This is a genomic window from Sphingomonas lycopersici, from assembly GCF_026130605.1.
GTDB classification, from domain to species: domain Bacteria; phylum Pseudomonadota; class Alphaproteobacteria; order Sphingomonadales; family Sphingomonadaceae; genus Sphingomonas; species Sphingomonas lycopersici.
The window spans coordinates 109081-132111 of the sequence record NZ_JANFAU010000006.1 but is presented as its reverse complement, the minus strand read 5'-3'; the positions used below and the strand labels follow the sequence as shown (position 1 = coordinate 132111).

Below are 23031 nucleotides of genomic sequence, written 5' to 3'. Positions count from 1 at the left end.
ATGACGCGGCTGTTCGTCTTCGGTCTCGGCTATGCCGCGCGCGCGATCGTCATGGCGAGCGGCTGGCCGGTGCTGGGGACGACACGCGACGGGCGCGACGGGACGATCCGTTTCGACGATGCGGATGCGGTGCGCGTCGGGGTGACGGCGGCGACGCATGTGCTGTCCTCGGTCCCGCCCCACGAGAGCGGTGCCGACCCGGTGCTGGCGCGATATCGCGAGCTGCTCGGCGGGCGCTGGCTCGGCTATCTCTCCTCGACCGGGGTCTATGGCGACACCCGCGGCGCATGGGTCGACGAGACCGCGCCGGTCGGCGGCGGGCGGCGCGCGGCGCGCGCGGTGGCGGATGCCGCGTGGCTGGCGATCGGCGCGCGGGTGTTCCGCCTCCCCGGCATTTACGGGCCGGGACGATCACCGCTCGACCGGCTGCGTGCCGGCACGGCGCATCGCGTCGACCTGCCGGGGCAGGTGTTCAGCCGCGTGCATGTCGCCGATATCGCGCGCGGGGTGATCGCGGGATTCGCGGCACCGGCGGGGGCGTATAATCTCGCCGACGATCTGCCGGCCGGGCAGGACGAGGTGCTGGCCTATGCCGCGGCGCTGATCGGCCTGGCGCCACCGCCGGTCGTGCCGCTCGACACGCTCGGCCCCGCCGCGCGCGGTTTCTATGGCGAGAACCGCCGCGTCGCCAACGGCAAGGCGAAGCGCGTGCTCGGCTGGGCGCCGCTCTACCCGGATTACCGCGTCGGCCTGCGCGCGGTGAGCGCGATGACCAGCCCGATCCCGGCGAGCACCCCGCCGCCGATCGCCAGTGTCGACCAGCGATAGCCCTCGAACACCGTCGACAGCAGCATCGCGATGACGGGCACGATCACGCTCGAATAGGCCGCCTTGGCCGGGCCGATCGCGCGGATCACGCGGAAATAGAGCGGGAAGCACAAGGCCGAGGCCGCGAGCCCGAGATAAAGCGTCCCCGCGACATAGCCCAGCCGCCATTCGAACACCGGCGGCCCCGTGGTGATCCACGCCCAGGCTGCGTCGAGCCCGGAGCCGATCAGCATCGCCACCGCCAAGGTCGGCACCATCGGATAGCGCGTCGCGACCGAGGTCGCCTGCATCACATTGGCGGTCGAGGCGGAGAGGATCGCGCAGCAGGTAAGCGCGATTCCGATCAGCGCCGCACCCGGCCCGTGCGGATCGCTGCGCGCCTCGTTGATGAACAGGAGCACCACCCCCGCCATCGCGATCCCCGAGCCGATCACGAGCTGCCGCCCGAGCTTCTGCCCGAGGAAGATGCGCGCGAACACGGCATTGGGCACAAGCAGCAGCGCGAACACCACCGCCACCAGCCCCGATGTGATATGCTGCTCGGCGCGATAGACGAAATTGAAGTTGAGCACGAATTGCGCGAGCCCCAGCGCCGCCGCGAAGGCCCAGCCGCGCGCGTCGAAGGTGAAACGCTCGCGCGTCGCCAGCCCCCAGACGAGCATCGCGACGCCCGCGACGAGGAAGCGATAGCTGACCGACCAGCTCGCCGGGACGACGCTCAGCTGATCGCGGATCACCAGCCAGGTCGATCCCCAGATCAAGGTGACGATCGCGAACGGGATCAGGACGGCGGCGCGGGTCGAATTGGGGCGGGTCGCGTCGCTCATCTGGTTGCTTTCATTGCGCCGGCGGGTAAGTCGCTCGTTCCCGTTCGGGCCGAGCTCGTCGAAGCCCTGCCCTTCCTCCCGAAGAAGTGCAGCCCGTCGACACGCTCGGGACGAACGGTGGAGAAGCGATCCCCCTTCCTATACGGGCACGCTGTAACGGCCCGCGCGCCGCTGTCGATCCGAATCTGGCGCTCAAATCACAAGCTGGGCTGATTGATCAGAACCAGTCGCGCGGCGGCCCGTCGCCGGGGGGCGGCCCGCGCTCGTCGCGGCGCGGCGGCGGGGGCGGCGCGTCGGGGGACGGCGCTCGGTTGACCGATACCGCGCCGTCGGGCCCGACCTTGAGATCGATCCCCGCGCCCTGCAGCTGGCTGTGGATCTGTTCGGCGATCGGGCCGATCACATTCCCCGCCACGTCGCCGAACAGCGCCTCGGGATCGATCTCCTCGGGCTCGGGCACCTTGACCACCGGGGCGAGGTGAAGCGCGGAAACCATGAAGTTGCGCCAGATCTGCGCCGGCACCCCGCCGCCGTGGAGCCCCGGATTGGGGGTATTGTCGTCATTGCCGACCCACACCCCGACCACCAGATCGCCCGCGAAGCCGATGAACCACGCGTCGCGCCCGCTCTGCGACGTCCCGGTCTTGCCATAAGCCGGGACCGACAGCGCCGCCGCGCGGCCGGTGCCGCGGATCGACGCGCCGAGCAGTTCGAGCATCTCGTCGTGGATGTCCGACGGCATCGTCTTGGGGCCGCTGGTCAGCGCGGTATACCACGGCTTGTCGCCCGTCGCGGGCAGCCCGCGCGCCTCGACCGGATAGCGCCCGTCGGCGACCCCGGCGAAGGCCGCGGTCATTTCGAGCAGCGATACTTCGGAGGTGCCAAGCGAGATCGTCGCCTCATTGGCGATCGGGGTGGAGATGCCGAGATCGCGCGCGGCGCGGATCACGTTCTTCACCCCCACTTCCTGCGTCAGCCGTGCCGCGACGACGTTCGACGACCGCTGGAAGGCGCGGCGCAGCGGAATCTTGCCGAGATAGCGATTGTCGTCGTTCTTGGGCTTCCACCCCGCGATCTCGACCGGCGAATCGTCGGCGATCGTCTCGGGCGTCAGCCCGGCGCGCATCGCGGCGAGATAGACGAACAATTTGAAGGTCGACCCCGGCTGGCGCCGCGCCTGGGTCGCGCGGTTGAACGGGCTTTTGGCATAATCGCGCCCGCCGACCATCGCGACGACCTCGCCGTTGCGCTTCATCGCCACCAGCGCGCCCTGCGCCTGCCGCAGCCCGGCCTGACGGATGACGCGTTCGGCGGTGCGCTGGAGATTGCGGTCGAGCGTGGTGCGGATCGTCGCCTCGTTGCGGATCTCGCCCGCCTGATCGCGCGCCTCGGGGAGCACCCAATCGGCGAAATAGGTGCCGGTGGGCAGCGCTTCGGGCTGTTTGGCGAGCACGCGCTGCGGCTGCACCTCGGCGGCCTGCGCCTTGGTGATGAAACCCGCCTCGGCCATCGCGCCGACGACCACCATCTCGCGCGCCTGCGCGCCTTCGAGATTGCCGGTCGGCGCGAGCCGCGACGGCGCCTTGACCAGCCCGGCGAGCATCGCCGCCTGCCCGATGTTGAGCTTGTCCGGCGCGCGCCCGAAATAATGTTTCGAGGCGGCGGTGAGCCCGTAGACGTTATCGCCGAAATAGACGTTGGAGAGGTAGCGCGAGAGGATCTCGTCCTTGGTCAGCCACGCTTCGAGCCAGAAGGCGATCATCACCTCGCGCAGCTTGCGCCCCATCGTGCGATCCGCGTCGAGGAAGGCGTTCTTGGCGAGCTGCTGGGTGATCGTGCTGCCGCCCTGACGCACCCCGCGCGATCCCATATTGGCCCAGGCGGCGCGCAGGATGCCGCGCGGATCGACCCCCCAATGCGAATAGAAGCGCCGGTCCTCGATCGCGATGAACGCCTCGCGCACGTGCGGCGGCAGCTTGGCGGCATCGACCGGCGCGCCGATGATCGCCCCGCGCCGCGCGATCGGGGTGCCGTCCGCCGCGGTGAGCGTGATCGACGGCGGGGTCGGCGGCTTCAGTGATTGCGACAGCGGCGCGGTAAAGGCGAGCCAGCCGATCGCGATCACCAGCAATACGACCAACGCCGCCGCGCCGCGCACCACCCAGCGCCAGATACGCTTGGCGCGATCCGCCGGGCGCATGCGCGGCGGCAGCGGCGCGGGATCGGGCACCGGATCGTGCCACGCATCGAAGGCGGGCAGCGGCTGACGCGATTCCGCCGGCGCGTGATTGTAGCGCAGACGGCCATTTTCGTGCGGATCGAGGTGCATAGGATCGTTCGGATGGTCGGCCATCAGCGTATTACTTCAATAAGACAGTCGCCGCAAGGGCCGGCCATGCGCTGGCATTTAGCGTGACGGGGGCGGAAGCGAAAGCGTGAAGCGGAATCCCCGCCCGTCACCCCGCCGTTGAGCCGGGGCGACGGCCTGCGTGGCGCAGCCGTTCGCTCCATCAAATACCCTGTTCCGCTCGCCATAACTTATGTTATCTCACCCTCGATAGCGAGAGGATGAGGGCATGAGCGCTTTGGGCAATGACGCGGTGGCGGTGGAGACGCGCGGCAATGTGATGCTGATCACGATCAACCGCCCGGCGGCGCGCAACGCGGTCAACGCGCAGGTCCACGAAGGCGTCGGCGATGCGCTCGAAGCGGCCGACAAGGACCCCGAGATCCGCTGCGTCATCATCACCGGCGCGGGCGACAAGTCCTTCTGCGCGGGGGCCGATCTGGTCGCGCTCTCGCGCGGCGAAAGCCTGACCCCCGACGACAAGGCCAAACAGGCGTGGGGCTTCGCCGGCATCGCCAGCCACCCGATCTCCAAGCCGGTGATCGCCTGCGTCAACGGCACGGCGCTGGGCGGCGGGCTCGAGATCACATTGGCGTGCGATCTGGCGGTGGCGGTCGACAGCGCCTTGTTCGGGCTGCCCGAGCCCAAGCGCGGGCTGTTCGCGGCGGCGGGCGGGGTGTTCCGGCTGCCCGAGCAATTGCCGAAGAAGATCGCGATGGAGATGATCCTCACCGGCGATCCGATCACCGCCGAGCGCGCGCTCGCGCTCGGGCTGGTCAACGCGATCGCGCCGCGCGAACAGCTTCTCGACACCGCCTTCGCGCTCGCCGAACGGATCGCGGTCAACGCGCCGCTGTCGGTGCAGGCATCGAAGAGGATGGCGCAGGGCATCGTCGACGGCCATGTCGCGCGCGACGACGCCGCCTGGGCACAGAACCGCGCCGAGGCGAAGATCGTCTTCACCAGCGAGGATTCGCGCGAGGGGCCCAAGGCATTCGCCGAAAAGCGCGCGCCGGTGTGGAAGGCGCGCTGACCGTGGCCGCCGACGCCGAGCGCATCGCGGTGATCGTCGGGGTCGGGCAGGTCAACGACCGCCCGGCCGATCCGCTGCAGGGGCTCGATTCGCTCGGGCTGATGGTCGCCGCGCTGCAGGCAGCGGATCGCGATGCCGGGGGCGGTTGGCTCGGCGACGTCGAGTCGGTCGCGGTGGTGCAGCAAATCAGCTTCCGCCAGGATAATCCGCTGGCGCAAAAGGTCGCCGAGCGGATCGGATCGCGCGCGACGATCGTCCACGACACCGTCGGCCCCAATGGCGACAGCCCGATCCTGTTGCTCAACGAGGCGGCCAACCGCATCGCGCGCGGCGAGATCGGGATTGCCGCGGTGGCCGGGGGCGAGGCACTGCGCACCGCCAGCCAGCGCGCCGCGCTCGCCGCCAGGACCGACGTGTCGGACCAGAATCCGATCCGCAATCTCGCCAAGGGCCGCGCGCCGGGATACCGCCAGATCCACGGGCTCACCGCGCCCGTCGACGTCTATCCGCTCTACGAAAACGCCGGGCGTGCCGCCTATGGACAGACGCTCGCCGAGGGGCAGGCCGAATCGGGCGAAATCTGGTCGCGGTTCAGCGCGATCGCCGCGGCGACCCCGGCGGCGTGGATCCACGCTCCGAAGACCGCCGCCGAGATCGTCACCCCGACCGCCGACAATCGCCCGATCGCTTTCCCTTACACCAAGCTGATGGTCGCCAATTCGAGCGTCAACCAGGGCGCCGGGTTCATCGTCACCAGCCTCGCCGAAGCGCGGCGGCGCGGGGTGCCCGAGGCGCGGATCATCTATGTCGGGCGCGGCGCCGCGGCGCATGAGGCGGACGATTTTCTGGCGCGCGACCGCTATGACAAATCGCCGAGCATGGAAATATGCCTCAACCGCGTCCTCGAATGGAACCAAGTGGGCGCCGACGACCTCGATCTCGCCGAACTCTATTCCTGCTTCCCCTGCGTCCCGAAAATGGCGCGCCGCGTGATCGGCTGGCCGCTCGACAGGCCCGCGACGGTGTTCGGCGGGCTCACCTTCGGCGGCGGCCCGATCGGCAATTATATGAGCCACGCGGTCGCCGAGATGGTCGACGCGCTGCGTGGCGGCGAGGGGGAGAAGGGCCTGCTGTTCGCCAACGGCGGCTATGCCACCCACAATCACGCGATCGTGCTCGCCACCACGCCGCTCCCCGGTGCCGGCGAAGCGCATGATTTCGATTGTCAGGCGGAAGCCGATGCCGCGCGCGGCCGCGTTCCCGAGCTGATCAAGGACTATGCCGGCCCGGCCGAGATCGAAACCTATACCGTCTTCTATGCACGCGACGGGCAGCCCCGATCGGGAGTGATCGTCGCGCGGCTCCCCGACGGCAATCGCACCCTGGCGCATGTGCCCGGCGGGGATGCGGCGACGATCGCCTTTCTCACCGACGGTACCGCCGAACCGGTCGGCACGAAGGGCGAGGTGGTGGCGGGCGGCGAGATGATGGTCTGGCGGCGAAGCTAAGATCGCCTCTCCACCGCTCGCGCTGTGCGTATGACGCCCCGGCCTACCCCGCCGACAGGAAGACCACCCCGCCGATCAGCACGCTGCATCCCACCAGCCGCCACGGCCCGACCCTCTCGTGCAGGATCACCATCCCCATCAGCGCGCCGACCATCATCGACATCTCGCGCATCGGCGCAACGAGGCTGAGCGGCGCGCCCGAGCCGAGCGCGGCGAGCACGAGGATATAGGACAAGGGCGACAGCAGCCCGACCCCGATCGCGAACCGCCAATAGCCGCGCATCGCCGCCAGCGCGCGGCGCGGATCGGCGATCACCAGCGGCGAGAGCAGAAAGAAGCGCAGCAGGTTCGAGAACCAGTCGAGCATCACCGGGACGATGCCGAGCGTCTTGACCGCATAAGCATCGACCACCGTATAGGTTGCGATCAGCCCGCCGGTCGCGCTGCCCCAGCGCACCCCCGCCTGCCCGCCGGGCCGGCGAAAGGCGGAGAGATCGCCTTGGGTGGCGATCAGCCCGATCCCCGCCACGACGAGGATCAACCCGAGCACCCCCAACCCCGACGGCCGCTCGCCGAGGATCAGGAACGCGCCGATCGTCGACAGCATCGGCCCCGTCCCCCGCGCGACGGGATAGACCACCGAGAGATCGGCGACCTGATAGCCGCGCTGCAGGCACAGGCTGTAGCCGAGGTGGATCAGCGCGCTGAGCAGGACGAAGGCGGCGCCCACGCCGGTCCACGCCGTCCCGCGGCCCGCGATCACCAGATAGGCCACCCACGGCGCATAAGCGACGCAGGCGACCAGATTATAGGCGAAGACGAACACCGGGCCGACCGCCGCGGCGCGCTTGGCGAGCAGGTTCCACGTCGCATGGACGAGCGACGCGAGCACGACGAGCAGCAATGAGGCAAATGTCATCGAGACCTCCTGATTGGTCGATCTCGACGTCTCCGCCTCTGGGTTTTTATCCCTCGGGTGCAGCCGCGGAGCACCCGCGGTTTCTGCAACGCTCGGTCCAGCGGCGGCAAAGCGCCCGGAACCCTAGTTGCCATTCGGTCGATGAGCGGCCCCTAGCCGATCCGTGCGATCGCGATCAAGCGCGGTCCTATCCACCACCCCGGCGCAGGCCGGGGTCCAGTTACGACCGCTCCGATGCTGGACCCCGGCCTGCGCCGGGTCGCAGTGAGCCATATGCAGCGTGACCGTCGCTTCAAATTTCCTAATCCCATGCCGCGCCACGTTATCAGCGGTGGCATTCGCCGCATCACGCGTCTAAAGGCGCGGGCATCCGTCCACGCCTTTATGGAAAGCGCCCCCGATGCGCATCGCTATCGCGTCCGATCACGCCGCCGTCGAGCTCAAGTCCATGCTCGCCGACTGGCTGCGCGAGGCCGGGCATGACGTGCTCGATCTCGGCACCAACGGCAGCGCGAGCGTCGACTATCCCGATTTCGGCCATGCGGTGGGCGCGGCGCTGGCCGACGGCCGCGTCGAGCGCGGCGTGGTATTGTGCGGCTCCGGGGTCGGCATCTCGATCGCGGCGAACCGCAACCCGGCATGCCGCTGCGCGCTGGTCAGCGAGCCGCTCTCCGCGCGTCTCGCGCGCCAGCATAACGACGCCAATGCGATCGCGATGGGCGCGCGGCTGATCGGCCCGGAAATGGCCAAGGCCTGCCTCGAGGCGTTCCTCTCGACCGATTTCGAGGGCGGGCGCCACCAGCACCGCATCGATAAGCTTTCCGTCCGCCTCACGGCTGCATAACCAAGGAGTCTCGCGATGAGCACGAACCCCGCCAATCTCAATGATGTGCAGCCGGACGGCTTCTTCACCCGCGGCCTTGCCGACGCCGATCCGGCGGTGTTCAAGGGCGTCGCCCACGAGCTGGAGCGCGAGCAGACCCAGATCGAGCTGATCGCCTCCGAGAATATCGTTTCCAAGGCGGTGCTCGAAGCGCAGGGCAGCGTCTTCACCAACAAATATGCCGAGGGTTATCCCGGCAAGCGCTACTATCAGGGCTGCCACCCGTCGGACGAGGTCGAGCAGCTCGCGATCGACCGCGCCAAGCAATTGTTCGGCTGCAACTTCGCCAACGTCCAGCCGCATTCGGGCGCGCAGGCCAATGGCGCGGTGATGCTGGCGCTGACCAAGCCCGGCGACACGATCATGGGGCTGAGCCTCGATGCCGGCGGCCATTTGACCCACGGCGCCAAGGCGGCGATGTCGGGCAAATGGTTCAACGCGGTGCAATATGGCGTGACGCCGGACACGCATCTGATCGATTACGATCAGGTCGAGGCGCTCGCGCTCGAACATAAGCCGACGCTGATCATCACCGGCGGCTCGGCCTATCCGCGCGTGATCGATTTCGCCCGCTTCCGCGCGATCGCCGACAAGGTCGGCGCCAAGTTCATGGTCGATATGGCGCATTTCGCGGGGATCGTCGCGGGCGGGCTGCATCCCTCGCCGTTCGAGCATGCCGATGTCGTCACCACCACCACGCACAAGACGCTGCGCGGCCCGCGCGGCGGGATGGTGATGACCAATGACGAGGCGATCGCCAAGAAGATCAACTCGGCGGTGTTCCCGGGGCTGCAGGGCGGCCCGCTGATGCACGTCATCGCTGCCAAGGCGGTGGCGTTCGGCGAGGCGCTGCGCCCCGACTATAAGAGCTATATCGCCGCGGTGGTGGAAAACGCCAAGGTGCTGGCCGCGACGCTCAAGGAGCGCGGCTGCAACCTCGTCTCGGGCGGCACCGACACGCATCTCGCGCTGGTCGACCTGACCCCGCTCGGGGTGACCGGCAAGGACGCCGACGAGGCGCTCGAGCGCGCCGGGATCACCTGCAACAAGAACGGCATCCCCAACGATCCGCTCCCCCCGATGAAGACCAGCGGGATCCGGGTCGGCTCCCCCGCGGGCACCACGCGCGGCTTCGGCGCCGCCGAATTCCGCGAGATCGGCAATATGGTTGCGGACGTACTGGACGGCCTCGCCAAGAACGGCGAAGCTGGCGATGCGCAGGTCGAGGCGCATGTTCGGGAACGAGTACGCGCCTTGTGCGCTCGTTTCCCGATCTATCAGTGAGGGCGTAAAGATGTCGAAGATCGACGAAGTGCAGGAAACCGTCCGCAACACCCCCGGCCTCGGCCGGAAAATGGCGAAATACGGCGCGATCGGCGCGGTATTGGCGATCCCCTTGCCCTTCGTCGGCCCGGTCATCGGCGCGGTGGTCGGCGCCGGCGTCGCCTACGCGCGCCGCGATAAGAACTGAGCTATGCCTCTCCCATCCTCCGTTCGGGCTGAGCTTGTCGAAGCCCTGCACTTTCTTCCGATGAGGAAGGGCAGCCCTTCGACAGGCTCAGGGCGAACGGGAGAGGGTGCTGCTTCTTCCTTCGAGGGCGCGAACTGAATGCGCTGCCCGTTCTGCGGCCATGATGCGAGCCAGGTAAAGGATAGCCGCCCGACCGACGACGGCGCGGCGATCCGTCGGCGTCGCCAGTGCGAGGGGTGCGCGGCGCGTTTCACCACCTTCGAGCGGATCCAGCTGCGCGAATTGGTGGTGGTCAAGAGCAACGACCGCCGCGAGCCCTTCGACCGCGAGAAGCTGATCCGCTCGATCGGCATCGCCGCGCGCAAGCGCCAGCTCGACGGGATCGCGATCGAGCGGCTCGTCTCGGGCATCCAGCGCCAGCTCGAAACCTCGGGCGAGGGCGAAGTGACCTCGAAGCGGATCGGCGAGATGGTGATGGACGGGCTCAAGGGGCTCGATTCGGTCGCCTATATCCGCTTCGCCTCGGTCTATCGCGATTTCAACGAGGCGAAGGATTTCGAGGAATTCGCCGGCACGGTCGAGGAAGCCGGCCGCGGATGAGCGCTGCGCCGCCCCCCGTCATCGTCCTCGTCCGCCCGCAACTCGCCGAAAATATCGGCAAGGCGGCGCGCGCGATGCTCAATTTCGGGCTGACCGAGATGCGGCTCGTCACCCCGCGCGACGGCTGGCCCAATCCGCTCGCCGGCCCGGCGGCGTCGGGCGCCGATCTGGTGCTCGAGGGCGCGCGGGTGTTCGAGAGCGTCGCCGAGGCGGTGGCCGATTGCGCGCATGTCTATGCGACGACGGTGCGCAAGCGCGGGGTGACCAAGCCGGTGGTGACCCCCGAGGCCGCCGCGCGCGAGATGCGCGGCGCGGCCGAGCGCTCGGCGATCCTGTTCGGCCCCGAGCGGTCGGGGCTCGAAACCGACGATGTCGCGCTGGCGCGCACGATCCTCACCGTGCCGATCAACCCCGAATTCGGCAGCCTCAACCTGGCGCAGGCGGTGATCCTCGTCGCTTACGAATGGTCGAAGGGCGAGACGCTGGCGAGCCCGCCCGAAACCGATCTCGCCCCGCCCGCGCCGCAGGCCGAGCTGGAAGGGATGATCGGCCAGCTCGACCAGATGCTCGAACAGGCCAATTTCTTCTTCCCGCCCGATCGCACCCCCGCGACCAAACGCACCCTGCGCACCTTGCTGACCAAGCCCGGCTGGTCGAGCCAGGAGGTGCGCACGTTGCGCGGGGTGCTCTCGGCGCTGGCGGGGGCGAAGGCGAAGCGGCGGTAACCTCCGTTCGTTGCTGATTCGGGATCACCTCGCCCCGTTCGCCCGAACGGAGAGAGATCGCGCTCTGCCTTCTAAATCTGATCCCTGAGCGTCAGCGCCACCGCGCGCGTCTCCCCGCCGCGGCGCACCTGCAGCGCGATCGTCGACCCCGCCGGCCGCGAGCGGAACAGGCGGCGCGCATCGGCAAGCTGCTCCGCCACGACCGGCGTGCCGTCGATCGCAACGATCACATCGCCCACCGCGAGGCCCGCCGCGGCGCCCGCACTGTCCTTCGCCACATCGGTCACTTCATAGCCGCCGTTCTTGGCGTTGATCCACAGCCCCGAGCGATCGAACGTGCCGACATCCTCGGGCTCGGGCACGATCCGCTTCAGATACATGATCTGATTGGCATAATCGAAGGTCACCACGAAGCGCTTGAGCAGCCCGCTGCCGATATTGCCGTCATAGGCCGGGTCGCTGATCGACCCGCCCTTCGCCTCCGACAGCCCGGCGGCGATATTGCTCACCGGCACCTCGCCCAATTTGAGCGCCGGCAGCCGCACGACATAGCTGCGCGCTGGCCCGCCGACGCCCCAGCCGGTCACCGCGCTGGTGCCCTTGGCGAATTTGGCGCGCAGATCGTTGGCTTTCACGAACGGGCTGGTGAAATCGATCTCCGAGCGTGAACCGGTATCGATATCGAACCGCGCGGGCATCCCCATCACCGATCCGGTGACGAAGGGCAGATGATCGTAGAACACGAACGGCACCGCGCTGCCCAGCGCCGCGCTCGCCCTGAAATCCGCCGGCCGGGTGAAGCTCAGCGTCTTGCCGCCGTAATCGATCGTCGTCACCAGCCGGCGGAACAGCTCGAACCCGACCATCCCGTCGACCGCGATCCCCTCGATCGACGGATCGTAGATATTGGTCGCGAAGCCGGTCTGGTCCTTCAGCCGCACGTCGCCGATCGCGATCTCGTCGAAATGGACGAAGCCGGTCGTCTCATGGCCCTCGCCCGCGCCGCTGGTCACCGCCGCGCCGACCGCCTGCAGCCCCACTTCCCTGACCAATTTGGGCGAGAGCAAGGTATGCCCGCCGGTATCGACGATGAACGTATACGGCCCTTTGCCGTTGACCATCGCCTCGACGTAGATGTGGTTGTTGAGGAAGCGGAACGGCACGCTGGCATGCGACGTGCCGCCGACGATCTCCGCCCCGGTCAGCGCCACCTTGGGCATCGCATAGGCGCCGAGCGGGCGCCTCGCGCCGAAGGTCGCAGCCTGCAGCAGCGAGGTCGACAGCGATTCCGGCCCCAGCCCCTGATCGGTCACCATTTTGTGCGCCAGCATCGCGCCGCTTTCGGGGCGATAGTCCGAATAATTTTCGGTGACGTGGAAGAATTGCCGCATCTCCGCGATGCGCGTCAGGAAATGCGTCTCGGCGTCGAACCACGCATCGAAGCGATGCCCCTGTTTGAGCGTGACGACGAGATGATCCTGCGCGCGTCCGTCGATCGTGTCGCGTCCGGCCAAGGTGATTTTCGCGCCGCCGCGATCGGCGCGCCACCACAGATTGGCGTTGCGATAGGCGGCGCTGGCCGCGGTGAGCGGGCGGTCACCGCCGAGCTGCGGCGTATAGGCGAGCGAGATATCCTGCTGCCACGGCGTCTTTCCGTCGAAGCCGTCGCTGCTGCGGATGCCCTGCGCCTCCTGTTCCTCGGCATAAGCGCCGGTGGCGATGTCGTAGCGGAGGGTGAGCGGCCCGGTCAGCCCGGAAGCGGTGTTGGTGTAGCGCAACTCCACCGTCCCCGCCGCGGGCATCTTCACCGCGGCACGATTGGCGGCGAGCACCGCATCGACCGTCGTCGCCGGCTCGGCATGGGCGCTCGCGGCGAGCGAAAAGGTAAGCACGGCGGCGGCAAACGGCCTCATCACGACCCTCATATTGCGAAATTCGAGTGGGTTGCTTAGCCCTTTCCGGATGGGCGGTCTTGAATGCACTTCACATCGGGGCACCCGGTCCGCCGATCCCGGCCGCACCCGCCACGGCCCACGCGAGGACCTGCCCCGCCACCCCCACGATCATGCCTTCGCGGCGGTGGTGCTGTCGGGCGGCTATGTCGAGGCGGGCGATACCGGCCGGCATGCGGTGGAGGCGGGCGACGTCCTGCTCCACCGCGCGTGGGAAAGCCATCTCGACCGTTTCGACGCGCGCGGCGCGGAGGTGCTCGTCCTGCCGATCGCCGATCGCGATACCGCGCCGCTGATCGGGCGCGTCGCCGATCCCGATGCGATCGCGCGGCTCGCCGAACGCGACCGCACCGAGGCCGCCCGGCGACTGCTCGCCGAACTGGCCCCGCGACCGGCGCCCCCCGCCGACTGGCCTGACATGCTGGCGCGGGCGTTGCGCGACGATCCCGATCTGTCGCTCGCTTTATGGGCGGATCGCCTCGGGCTGCACCCCGGGAGCATCAGCCGCGGCTTCCGCCAGGTGTTCGGGGTAACCCCGGTCGCCTTCCGGCTGGTCCAGCGCACGCGGCAGGCGCTCGGCGCGTTGCAGATATCCGCCGCCCCGCTGAGCGCGATCGCTTATGATTGCGGCTTCGCCGACCAGGCGCATATGAGCCGCGCGGTCCGCGGGCTGACCAACGCAACCCCGACGGCGTTGCGCCGCGCGGCGGGAATGGCGTCGTAACGCGCGTTTAACAACAGGATCACTTTGGCCTAGGCTCGCGCTTCGATGGTATTGTAGCGTCCTCGTTCGTCAGCGTTTGTCTCTCTCGAAGGGCGCCCTGATGTACAAGATAGTGCACTGCATCGCGCTCGCCGGCCTCGGCATCGCCGCGTCGAGCTTCGCGCCCGGCCAGCCCGTTTCACCCGCCGCGCTCGACATGCTCGATCCGACGCGACTGGCGGCCTCGCTCTGCGGCGGAAAGGGCGGCGCGGCGGCGCTGACCCGCACGCTGACGCTGGCGGCCGCGGTCGCCGGGCCGGCCGGCAGCGCGTCGCGCCCGATCCCGCTCTACCCCGATCTCACCACGCGGCTGCCGATCACGACGGTCAGCGCGGACGCGCGACGCTATTTCGGGCAGGGGCTGGTGCTGGCCTATGGCTTCAACCACGCCGGCGCGGTGCGCTCGTTCCGCGTCGCGCAGCGGCTCGACCCCGATTGCGCGATGTGCTGGTGGGGCGAGGCGCTCGCGCTCGGCCCGAACATCAACGCGCCGATGGACGATCGCGATCGCGACGCGGCGCTTGCCGCAATCGATCGCGCGCTGGCGTTGCGCGCGCGCGCCACCCCGCTCGAACAAGCGCTGATCGAGGCGATGTCGCGCCGCTATGCGCGCGATGCGCGGGCCGATCGCGCGGCGCTCGACGCGGCCTATGCCGATGCGATGCTCGACGCGGCACGCCGCTTCCCCGCCGACGACGATATCGCGGTGCTCGCCGCCGAGGCGGTGATGGACACGACGCCGTGGAACTATTGGCAGGCCGACAAGCGCACCCCGGTGGGGCGCAGCGGCGAGGCGGCGCGGCTGCTTGAAACGGTGATCGCGCGCAACCCCGATCACCTCCAGGCCGCGCACCTTTACATCCACCTGATGGAAAACAGCGCCGATCCGCACCGCGCCGAGGCCGCGGCCGACCGGCTCGCACGCGCGCAGGCGCCGAGCGCGGGGCATCTCGTCCATATGCCGGGGCATATCTATCAGCTCGTCGGCCGCTATCGCGATGCGATCCGCGTCAACATCGCCGCCGCGCGATCGGACGAGGCGTTCATCCGCGACACCGGCGATCGCAGCCTCGTCCGCTACGGCTATTACCCGCACAATGTGCATTTCATCGTCACCTCGGCGCAGCTCGCGGGGGATATGCCGACCGCGCTGGCCGAGGCGCGGCGGCTGCGGACGATCCTCGATCCGGCGACCTCCGCGCGCATCGCGTGGATCCAGGCGATCGACGCGGCGCCCTATCTCGCAATGGCGCAATTCGCTGAGCCGCGCGCGATCCTCGCCATGCCCGCCCCTGACGCGCGGCTGCCCTATGCCGCCGCGATGCGGCGCTATGCGCGCGCCGTGGCGCGGGCGCGGCAGCGCGACGCACGAGGGACCGAGACCGAACTTGCGGCTCTGGCGAAGCTGAGAGGATCGGATGCGTTCGCCGGGATGATCGCGCAGGGCGTCCCCGCCCCCGATCTGCTGGCGCTCGCCGAGGCCGTGGCGCGCGGGCGGCTGGCTTATGCGCAGAAACATTATGATGCCGCAGCCGGCTTTTACCGGCAGGCGATCGCGATCGAGGCGCGGATTCCGTATCAGGAGCCGGCCTATTGGTATTATCCGGTCAATCAGTCGCTCGGCGCGGCGCTCTATCAGGCGCGGCGCTATGACGAGGCGGCGCAGGCGTTTCGCGCCGCGCTGGCGCAGACCCCCGGCAACGGCTGGGCGCTCTACGGCCTCGCCGAAAGCGAAAGCGCGCGCGGACACGGGCTCGAAGCGACGGCGGCGGGGCGCGCGCTGCAACGCGCGTGGCTGGGCGACCGGCGCTGGCTGAGAATGGATCGTCTGTAGCCTATTCCGGCGCGATCGACTTGCCCTCGAACCGCGCGATCGCGTGGCGCACCACCTTGTCGAGTGCCTGTTCCGAGAAAAAGCCGCCGGGAATCAGGCAACGCTCGATCAGCACGCGCCGGAAGGCGGCGAAAGTCGCGGCATCGGGCGCGACCGGATTCTGCCAAAAGGCATCGAGCCCGCCCTGGAAGGTGATGTCGGGGATATCGTAGACCGCCTGCCCCAGCGCGACGACGGGCAGTCCTTCGGCCAGCGCGAAGGTGCCGCTGGTGCTGTTGATCGTCACCACGCCGCGTGCGCGCCGCGTGACCGGGACGATATCGCCCCAGGCAAGATAATCGACCCGATCCGCCACGCCGAACAACGCCGCCATATCGGCGGTTTCCTGCCGCCAGTCGCGGACGCCATTATCGAGCGGGTGTTCCTTGACCACCAGCCGCACGTCCTTCGGGGCATGCTCGGCGAACGACCCGATCACCCGCCGCAAGGCGTGCGCGATCCCCGCGAACGGCGAATGCAGCCGGATCTGCGCATCGGAATCGAGCTGAAGCGGGAACAGGAAATAGGGCTCGGCCGACGCTTCCAGCCGCGCCATGAGCTGCGCGGCGGAAGCCTCGCGCTCCTTGCGTCGGCGCAGCTTGCGCATCCAGCCCATGCCTTCGACCAGCGGATGCCACGGCCGGTGGTTGGTCCAATGCGGATAATACCAGCGGGTGAAGACGTCGCCGATATTGTAGAGCAACCCCTCCGCGGCGCGGCGCCGGAACGAGGACGGGACCTGATCGTGCGGCGGAACCGGCGGCAAGGCGGCAGCGGTCTCGCGATACCACGCCGGATCGCGCGGCAGCGAGGAATGGCCGTTGACGCCCCCCAGCTCCAGCGTCACCCAATCGGGCCGGATATAGCCTTCCTCGAAGACATGGACCGGCACGTCGAGCTGGCGGCAGACGCGGATCGCGGCGATATGATGATCGCGGCAATCCCCGAACAAGACGACATCGGTGATGCCATGCGTCTCGATCAGGCGGCCGAGCGCCTCGGGCCATGCCCCCAGCGACCCGCGATAGTCGATCCCGTTCGGCAAGCGCCAGAACAGCCGGTCGCCGCCGTTGAAATTGACCTTATGGACCTGGTGCCCGGCGCGAATCAGCTCCTGCCCAAGCCGGCGAAAAAGGGGCCCCATCAGCCCCTGGAGCAGCAGAATGGTGCGTCGTCCCGCCCCGGTATTAGTGTCGGAAAAATCCGGGGCGACAGAAGGTGATACCTGCATTCGGGAAAACTTGCTCCGGCGATTGGCTCCCGATCCGCCTCGTCAGCCGCGCAAAGCGGTAGCTCGCCCGATGCCGCCCAGCAACCCCGCGTGTACGCACTTGCAGCACGATCGGCCGCATCGGGTGACAGTCCGCCCGCGCCCCGCTATCAGCCGCGGCGCTGGGGACTGGTTTGACGCAGGTGACGGTGACGGGAAACGGGCTGACGTTCGTGGCATTGCTGGTCGGCGCGGTCCTGCTCGACAGCCTAGGGCGACCCCGCCCGATCGGGCGAATCGGACGTAGCCCGGCCGGGCTGTGGCTGACCATCTGGCTGACGACGACGACCTTCGGCCTGTTCCTGGCGCTCTGCGGCAGCGTCGGGGTCGCAGCCGCGCTGACGCTGGCGCTGGCGGCGCTGCTGACGCTCGCCTCGAACGCCAAACACAGCATGCTCGGCGAGCCCTTGCTGTTTTCCGATCTGGCGCTGGTCGGTGCGGTCTTCCGTCATCCGCAATTCTATCTCTCCGCGATCCGCGTGTGGCAGCGCGTCGCGGTCATCGTTGCGGCGCTGGTGCTGCTCACCGGGCTGGCGTGGCTCTCGGTCGCGGACCTGCCGGCGCATCTGGCGGGGCTGGCGCTGTTTCTCGCCAGCCTGGCAGCGGGCGGACTCGGCTTGGGCGCCCCGCCGCTCCGCCGCCTCATGCGCGTGCCCGACGCTTATAACGACGTGTTGAAACACGGCCTGCTGCCGACCGTGCTGCTCTACTGGCTGCGCTGGCGCACGATCCCCGATCCTCCGCCCGTCCGCGATCGCGGCCGGCGCGCGATGCATGACGCACCCGAGCTGGTGGTGATCGTGCAATGCGAGAGCTTTGCCGACCCGGTCGCCCTCTTCGGGGACCCGAGCCTCGCGCTGCCGGCGCTTGCCCGCGCCACCGAGACGGCGTGGCGCTGGGGCCGGCTCGAGGTGAGCGGGTTCGGCGCCTATACGATGCGTACCGAATATGGGGTGCTGTTCGGTCGGAGTGAGACCGAACTCGGCTTCCGCCGCTACGATCCGTTTCTCACCGCGCTGGGCGAGCCCTCCTATGCGCTGCCGGCGCGGCTCGCCGCGGCGAGCTGGCGCAGCCTGTTCCTCCACCCGCACGACATGCGCTTCTACGGCCGCGACCGGATCATGCCGGCGGGCGGCTTTGCCGAGCTGGTCGGCGAGGATCGCTTCGCCGCCCCGCTGCCCGGTCAGGGCCGTTACGTCACCGATGCCGCGATGGCCGACGAGATCATCGCGCTTGCCCGGGACGCCGCCGGCCCGACCCTGCTCTACGCCGTGACGATCGAGAATCACGGCCCCTGGGCGTCGAGCGGTGCCGCCGGGGAAAGCGATCTGACGCAGAACTATCTGCGGCTGCTGGCCAATAGCGATGCGATGCTCGCCACGCTGATCGATCGCCTCGGCGCACTGAAACGCCCCGCGATGCTGGTCTTCTTCGGCGACCATCGCCCGAGCATCCCCGGCGCCACCGCGCCCGGCGGCGACCGCCATACCCCCTATGTGATCATGAAGTTCGACCGGTCGGGGCGCCTCGTGCCCGGCGATCGCGCGCGCGCCGACCTTACCCCGGCCGAATTGCACCATATCGTGCTCGACGACATATTGGGCGAGCCGATCCGAGTTTAGCGTCGCGGCGACCGATCCGGCGGCGCGAGACCCGACAGCAGCCGATCGCGCAACCGACGCGGCAATATCCGATCGAATGCGCGCAGCAATGCGAAGGGCCAGGGCAGGATGAGGTGCGCCCTGCCCGCCGCCGCCGCCTGCGCGATGCGCGCCGCCGCGATTTCGGGCTGGATCAGCATCGGCTTCGCGCCGGGAACCCGCCGCCCCGCCTCGGTATCGATGAAGCCGGGCGAGACCAAAGTGACGATCACCCCATGATCGCGCGCGGCGAGGCGCAACGCGTCGGCGAAGCGCGCGAGCCCGGCCTTGGTGCCCGAATAAGCGGCAGCGAAAGGCAGCGCGTGGAATGCCGCCGCGGACCCGATCAGGACGATCCGCCCATGCCCGCGCGCGGTCATCCGCGTCGCCAATGCCGCCGCAATCGTCGCCGGCGCGCTGAAATTGACCGCGCTCAGCCGTGCGACCAGCGCGGGATCCTCGATGCGATCGCCGTGCGCGCGAATATCGCCCTGACCGGCGGCGAGAATCGCGAGGTCGATCGGGCCGGCCGCGTCTTCGGCCGCCAGCGCCGCGAGCGCGGCGTCGAGATCGGTCAGGTCGAGCGACCGCGGCTCGGCCGTCGCCCCCGCCGCGCGACAGGCCGCGGCGACCACCGAAAGGCGCGCAACATCACGGCCCCATAAGGAAAGATGGACACCCGGCCGGGCATAATGACGTGCCAGCGCCCCGCCCAGCCCGCCCGACGCACCCGTGACGAGAATTCGTTCAGGAGCGAACCGATTCTTCATTCCTGCTCATCCATGGAAAGCCTTCCATGATGCCATCGAACGAACATCTCTTGTTACCATCCTGCCTCGTCTGGGGGTATTTTGACTTGACAGCCAACCGCACCTACTGTCCAGCGTCGAACCAATGTCCGCCCTAGACGCCAGTTCGCCGCGTATCAGGCTGTTCAAGAACGAACGCCTGGAGAAGCTTACGCTGATCTCGGCGCGCGTTTTTGCGATCGCCTGGGGCTTCCTGCTGCCGTTCATCGCATGGGTGGGGTGGAAATCGGCGGGCCCGGTGGAGGGCATCGGCCTTTTCGCCGCCGGCCTGCTGGTCTGGACGCTGTTCGAATATGCGATGCATCGCTATCTGTTCCACCTCGAGCTGGAGCAGTCGGCAGCGAAGTGGCTGGTGTTCCTGATCCACGGCAACCATCACGACAATCCGAACGACCCGCTCCGCGGGATCATGCCGCTGTCGGTGAGCCTGCCGATCGCCGCGCTGATCTGGGCCACGTGCGTCGCGCTGATCGGGCAGGCAGGTACCTGGGCGTTCCTCGGCTTCATTACCGGCTATGTGGCGTATGACACGATCCACTATGCCTGCCATCAATGGCCGATGCGCGGGAAACTCGGCGCCGCGCTCAAGCGCCACCATATGCGGCATCACTATGTCGACGATACCCGGAACTACGCCATTTCGGCGATCTTCTGGGACAGCGCGTTCTGCACGCGGATCACGTCGCTCAGGAAGTAAGGCCCGGCCCGCGCGTCTGGAGCGCGGCGATCGCGCGCGCCACGATCGCGATATGCTCGTCCCAGCCCGGCGCTCGCCAGCGTGGCAGCCGCTCCATCTGCGCACGATAGCCCGGCCCCCGGGCCGCATGATCGAGGATCATCGCGCGCCACCCCGGCCCGTCGAGCGGATCGAGATAATCGGGGGTCGCACCGCCCACTTCGCGCAGCGCGGGCAGATCGCTGGCGAGCACCGGCGTGCCGAGCGAGAGCGCCTCGGCGACCGGCATGCCATAGCCTTCGGCGAAGGACGGCATCAGCAGCGCCCGGGCGCCGCACAGCAAGGTCGCCATGCGCGCGTCGGAACAATCGCCCAGTTCCTCGACATGCCCGCGCAGCCCCGGGCAGCGTTCGAGCATGTCGACGACCTGTTCGTTCTCCCAGCCGCGGCGCCCGATGACGAGCAGACGCGGCACGTCGCCCGCCGGCAGCGTTTCGGCGAGATGCCGCCACAGATGGAGCAAGAGAAGGTGGTTCTTGCGCGGCTCGATCGTGCCGAGGCACACGAAATAGGGCCGTTCGTCGGGCTGGGGCGTCGGTGCCGCCGCGGACAAGGGCTCGGTCCCGAGCAAGGCGACATGCATGTCGATCTCGCGTCCGCTCCGGTCGAGCCACGGCTGGAGCGACGCCCCGGTCGCGGCCGAGTTGACGATCACCGCATCGGCCAGCGCCGCCACCGTCTCGATTCGCTTGCGGTGGAGCGCCGCGCCGCTGGGACGCGCATATTCGGGAAATTCGATCGGGATGAGATCATGCACCAGGCACAGGAAGCGCGCCTGTTCCCGCACGAGGATCGCGCGCACCTTGGCGGCATTCGTCAGATGGTGCGGCGAGGCCTGGACATAGACCGCGCCGTCGCTTCGCGGCGCGCGGCGATCGGGCAGTAAAGCGGCGAGCCAGGGCATGACCGACGCGAGCGAACGCTGGCGGGGATTGCCATCCTGACGCGACCAGCGACGTTCCAGTTCGTCGAGATAGGCGAGCGCCTTTGCGCGCGGAATACGCCCGTAGAGCCCCGCGGGATGCACCGCGGCAAAGGCCAGTCCGTCGCCATAATGCGCCAGAAGGCCGCGCGCATAGGCCATCTCCACCCGGTCCACGCCCGAGGGGGTCGAATAGCGCACGCGCGAGATCAGCCGCGAGATATCGAGAATGATGCCGGTCATCGAAACGCCGCCATCACGCGTCCCTGCCAATGACGCAAGGGCGCGATCCAGTTGAGGCGGTTGCGCGCGCTGTTGGTCGCCATCCGCTGCACCAGCACCTCGGGCGGACAGGGAAGCCCGGTCACCGGATCGAGATAGCGCGGATAGAGGATCAACACCCCCGCGACCAATTCGTCGAGCGACAGCACGCGGCCGCGCCGCTCGGGCACCGGCGCGAGATCATGCGTGAGGCCCCATCCGGCATAGAAAGGGGTGCCGTGGCAGGTCACGTCGCGCCCGCGCAGCAGCGCCTCGAACCCGGTGAGCGAGGTGAGCACATGCACCGCATCGACGCTGTCGAGCAGCGCCGCCATGCCCGGTTCGCGCACGATGCGGTCGGCGAAAGCGAGAATCTCCACATCGGGAACCGCCCCTTTCCGGTGGCCGGCATCGACATCGGGGTGGGGACGGAACCAGATTTCGGCCTCGGGCTCGCGCGCGCGGACACGGCGCAGCAGCTCGAGATTCGACTGGAGTCCCCCGCCGCCGGCGACCACCGACATATCATCTTCCACCTGTGCGGGCACCAGCACCAGCCTGCGCCCCGGCTGGCGATCCGGCACCGGCGCGCCGGCGCCGGAAGCATATTTGCTGATCCCTGCGGCGACGATCGCCGCGCGCAATGCACGCGCGCGGTCGAGCAGATGCGGGGAGAAGGCGGTCGTGGCGAGGATCCGTTCGAGATCGCTCGGGCCGGATGGATCGAAATGGATACCCGCGGCGTCGACCACCACCGACGAGGGCGGCACCAGCGCCACGCCCAGCCCGACCGAGCGCACGAAGCCGTCCTCGACCCGGACCAGCGCCACACCCGCGCGTCCGGCCTGATCGATCAGCGCGGGAGACACGCGCGAGGGCCAGATCGCGACCGCCCCGCCGGCGCGGCGTGCGATCGACAGCGCGCGCGTCGGCCGCGAGACGAGCCGAAGCGCGCGCTGCGGATGCCATAGGAAGCGGCGGATCTCGGCGCGTTTCCACCACGCCATCCCGGACGCGACCGCGATCGGGCGATTGGCCTCCAACAGGCGCCGCCACATCGCGAGCAGCTCGATCGTCGCGGCGAGCGTGGCCGGCGCGCCGGTGAACGGGTCGCGATAGGCGGTATCGGTCAGTGCGCGGGCGGCGAGGCGATCGAGCGTCGCATCGTCGTCGCCCGGCGCCCCGAACCGCCCCGGCGAGAGCAGGCGCACCGGCAATCCGGTGATCCGGGCGAGCGCCACCCATTCGTCGTCGCCGTGCGCGACGAGGCGCTGCGCACCGGCGAGCGCCGACCATGGGTCGATCTCGCCGCGCCAATCCCCGCCCTCGGCGGCGACAAGCGCGGCGAGCGCACGCGCCCATTGCCGGTGTCGCACCGGCGCGATCCACAGCGCCGCCTTACGGTCGGCGGCATCCAGCGCTTCGAGATGGACGCGAAGGTCGGCAATCAGGCGCGGGCGCACGATCGTTCCGGCGGTGCGCGCGAGCGCCGCGTCGTCGGCCCAGAAACGCCCGCCGACCCGCGCCGCGCGCATTTGTTCGAAAAGCGCGCCGCAATCGTCGGCCGGCCGGGGCTCATCGCCCTGCAACGCCCGCGAAACCGACGCGTCCACCCCCGGAAAGGGCGGCGCGCGCAGCAGCGGCGGGAACGATGCCATATCGGG

20 protein-coding genes are annotated in these 23031 nt (G+C 68.9%); 12 read left to right on the top strand and 8 right to left on the bottom strand.

Annotation, left to right across the window (positions count from 1 at the left end):
* The gene (locus NED98_RS13560) at window positions 1-828 is read left to right on the top strand and encodes a Rossmann-fold NAD(P)-binding domain-containing protein (RefSeq protein ID WP_265313371.1); all 828 of its coding nucleotides are present in this window, start codon (window positions 1-3) and stop codon (window positions 826-828) included.
* On the opposite strand, the gene NED98_RS13555 is transcribed toward NED98_RS13560, so the two are convergent.
* Both NED98_RS13555 and NED98_RS13550 read right to left on the bottom strand, forming a co-directional pair.
* A complete protein-coding gene (locus NED98_RS13555) occupies window positions 738-1655 on the bottom strand; it encodes a DMT family transporter (RefSeq protein ID WP_179512848.1) in 918 nt (305 codons plus the stop codon). The two genes, NED98_RS13560 and NED98_RS13555, sit on opposite strands and share 91 nt — an antisense overlap.
* A 217-nt stretch (window positions 1656-1872) precedes the next feature.
* Entirely contained in the window at window positions 1873-4008 is a 2136-nt protein-coding gene (locus tag NED98_RS13550; protein WP_265313370.1) for a transglycosylase domain-containing protein, read from the bottom strand.
* A gap of 223 nt (window positions 4009-4231) precedes the next feature.
* On the opposite strand from NED98_RS13550, the gene NED98_RS13545 reads away from it, so the two are divergent.
* Both NED98_RS13545 and NED98_RS13540 read left to right on the top strand, forming a co-directional pair.
* Window positions 4232-5035 carry a crotonase/enoyl-CoA hydratase family protein gene (locus NED98_RS13545; protein ID WP_265271628.1) on the top strand — a complete coding sequence of 268 codons (804 nt, stop codon included), beginning with the start codon at window positions 4232-4234 and terminating at the stop codon, window positions 5033-5035.
* Between the two features lie 2 nt (window positions 5036-5037).
* Window positions 5038-6543 carry an acetyl-CoA acetyltransferase gene (locus NED98_RS13540; protein WP_265313369.1) on the top strand — a complete coding sequence of 502 codons (1506 nt, stop codon included), beginning with the start codon at window positions 5038-5040 and terminating at the stop codon, window positions 6541-6543.
* A gap of 43 nt (window positions 6544-6586) precedes the next feature.
* Here NED98_RS13540 and NED98_RS13535 read toward each other — a convergent pair whose 3' ends face one another.
* On the bottom strand, window positions 6587-7462 hold the full coding sequence (locus NED98_RS13535; protein ID WP_265313368.1) for a DMT family transporter: 876 nt from the start codon (window positions 7460-7462) through the stop codon (window positions 6587-6589).
* Between the two features lie 400 nt (window positions 7463-7862).
* On the opposite strand from NED98_RS13535, the gene rpiB reads away from it, so the two are divergent.
* The 5 genes from rpiB to NED98_RS13510 all read left to right on the top strand — a co-directional run bounded on the left by rpiB (window position 7863) and on the right by NED98_RS13510 (window position 11141).
* Complete coding sequence (gene rpiB / locus NED98_RS13530; RefSeq protein WP_179512852.1) at window positions 7863-8306, top strand: ribose 5-phosphate isomerase B; 444 nt, start codon at window positions 7863-7865, stop codon at window positions 8304-8306.
* Window positions 8307-8321: 15 nt separating this feature from the next.
* A complete protein-coding gene (gene glyA, locus NED98_RS13525) occupies window positions 8322-9629 on the top strand; it encodes a serine hydroxymethyltransferase (protein WP_265271636.1) in 1308 nt (435 codons plus the stop codon).
* A 10-nt stretch (window positions 9630-9639) separates the two neighbouring features.
* A complete protein-coding gene (locus NED98_RS13520) occupies window positions 9640-9816 on the top strand; it encodes a hypothetical protein (RefSeq protein WP_179512854.1) in 177 nt (58 codons plus the stop codon).
* 138 nt (window positions 9817-9954) lie between these two features.
* Window positions 9955-10416, top strand: a complete 462-nt coding sequence (nrdR, locus tag NED98_RS13515; RefSeq protein WP_179512855.1) for a transcriptional regulator NrdR — start codon at window positions 9955-9957, stop codon at window positions 10414-10416.
* Window positions 10413-11141, top strand: coding sequence for an RNA methyltransferase (locus tag NED98_RS13510; RefSeq protein WP_265271640.1), 729 nt, complete (start codon window positions 10413-10415; stop codon window positions 11139-11141). Before nrdR ends, NED98_RS13510 begins: the two co-directional genes overlap by 4 nt.
* 71 nt (window positions 11142-11212) lie before the next feature.
* On the opposite strand, the gene NED98_RS13505 is transcribed toward NED98_RS13510, so the two are convergent.
* The gene (locus tag NED98_RS13505) at window positions 11213-13054 is read right to left on the bottom strand and encodes an aspartyl protease family protein (RefSeq protein ID WP_265313367.1); all 1842 of its coding nucleotides are present in this window, start codon (window positions 13052-13054) and stop codon (window positions 11213-11215) included.
* A gap of 49 nt (window positions 13055-13103) precedes the next feature.
* Here NED98_RS13505 and NED98_RS13500 point away from each other — a divergent pair, with 49 nt between their 5' ends.
* Complete coding sequence (locus tag NED98_RS13500; protein WP_265313366.1) at window positions 13104-13817, top strand: helix-turn-helix domain-containing protein; 714 nt, start codon at window positions 13104-13106, stop codon at window positions 13815-13817.
* 100 nt (window positions 13818-13917) lie between these two features.
* The gene (locus NED98_RS13495) at window positions 13918-15690 is read left to right on the top strand and encodes a tetratricopeptide repeat protein (RefSeq protein ID WP_265313365.1); all 1773 of its coding nucleotides are present in this window, start codon (window positions 13918-13920) and stop codon (window positions 15688-15690) included.
* Between the two features lies 1 nt (window position 15691).
* On the opposite strand, the gene NED98_RS13490 is transcribed toward NED98_RS13495, so the two are convergent.
* Complete coding sequence (locus NED98_RS13490; RefSeq protein WP_179512860.1) at window positions 15692-16960, bottom strand: capsule polysaccharide biogenesis protein; 1269 nt, start codon at window positions 16958-16960, stop codon at window positions 15692-15694.
* Window positions 16961-17142: 182 nt separating this feature from the next.
* Here NED98_RS13490 and NED98_RS13485 point away from each other — a divergent pair, with 182 nt between their 5' ends.
* Window positions 17143-18621, top strand: a complete 1479-nt coding sequence (locus tag NED98_RS13485; RefSeq protein ID WP_265313481.1) for an LTA synthase family protein — start codon at window positions 17143-17145, stop codon at window positions 18619-18621.
* Here NED98_RS13485 and NED98_RS13480 read toward each other — a convergent pair.
* Window positions 18618-19409, bottom strand: a complete 792-nt coding sequence (locus tag NED98_RS13480; RefSeq protein ID WP_179512861.1) for an SDR family NAD(P)-dependent oxidoreductase — start codon at window positions 19407-19409, stop codon at window positions 18618-18620. The genes NED98_RS13485 and NED98_RS13480 overlap by 4 nt on opposite strands.
* 124 nt (window positions 19410-19533) lie before the next feature.
* Between NED98_RS13480 and NED98_RS13475 the strand changes: the two genes are divergently transcribed.
* Window positions 19534-20145 carry a sterol desaturase family protein gene (locus NED98_RS13475; RefSeq protein WP_265313364.1) on the top strand — a complete coding sequence of 204 codons (612 nt, stop codon included), beginning with the start codon at window positions 19534-19536 and terminating at the stop codon, window positions 20143-20145.
* Here NED98_RS13475 and NED98_RS13470 read toward each other — a convergent pair.
* Window positions 20135-21349 (bottom strand): glycosyltransferase family 4 protein, encoded by a 1215-nt coding sequence (locus NED98_RS13470; RefSeq protein ID WP_265313363.1) that lies wholly within the window; start codon window positions 21347-21349, stop codon window positions 20135-20137. The genes NED98_RS13475 and NED98_RS13470 overlap by 11 nt on opposite strands.
* Window positions 21346-23025 (bottom strand): capsular polysaccharide export protein, LipB/KpsS family, encoded by a 1680-nt coding sequence (locus NED98_RS13465; RefSeq protein ID WP_265313362.1) that lies wholly within the window; start codon window positions 23023-23025, stop codon window positions 21346-21348. Before NED98_RS13465 ends, NED98_RS13470 begins: the two co-directional genes overlap by 4 nt.
* Between the last annotated feature and the right edge of the window lie 6 nt (window positions 23026-23031).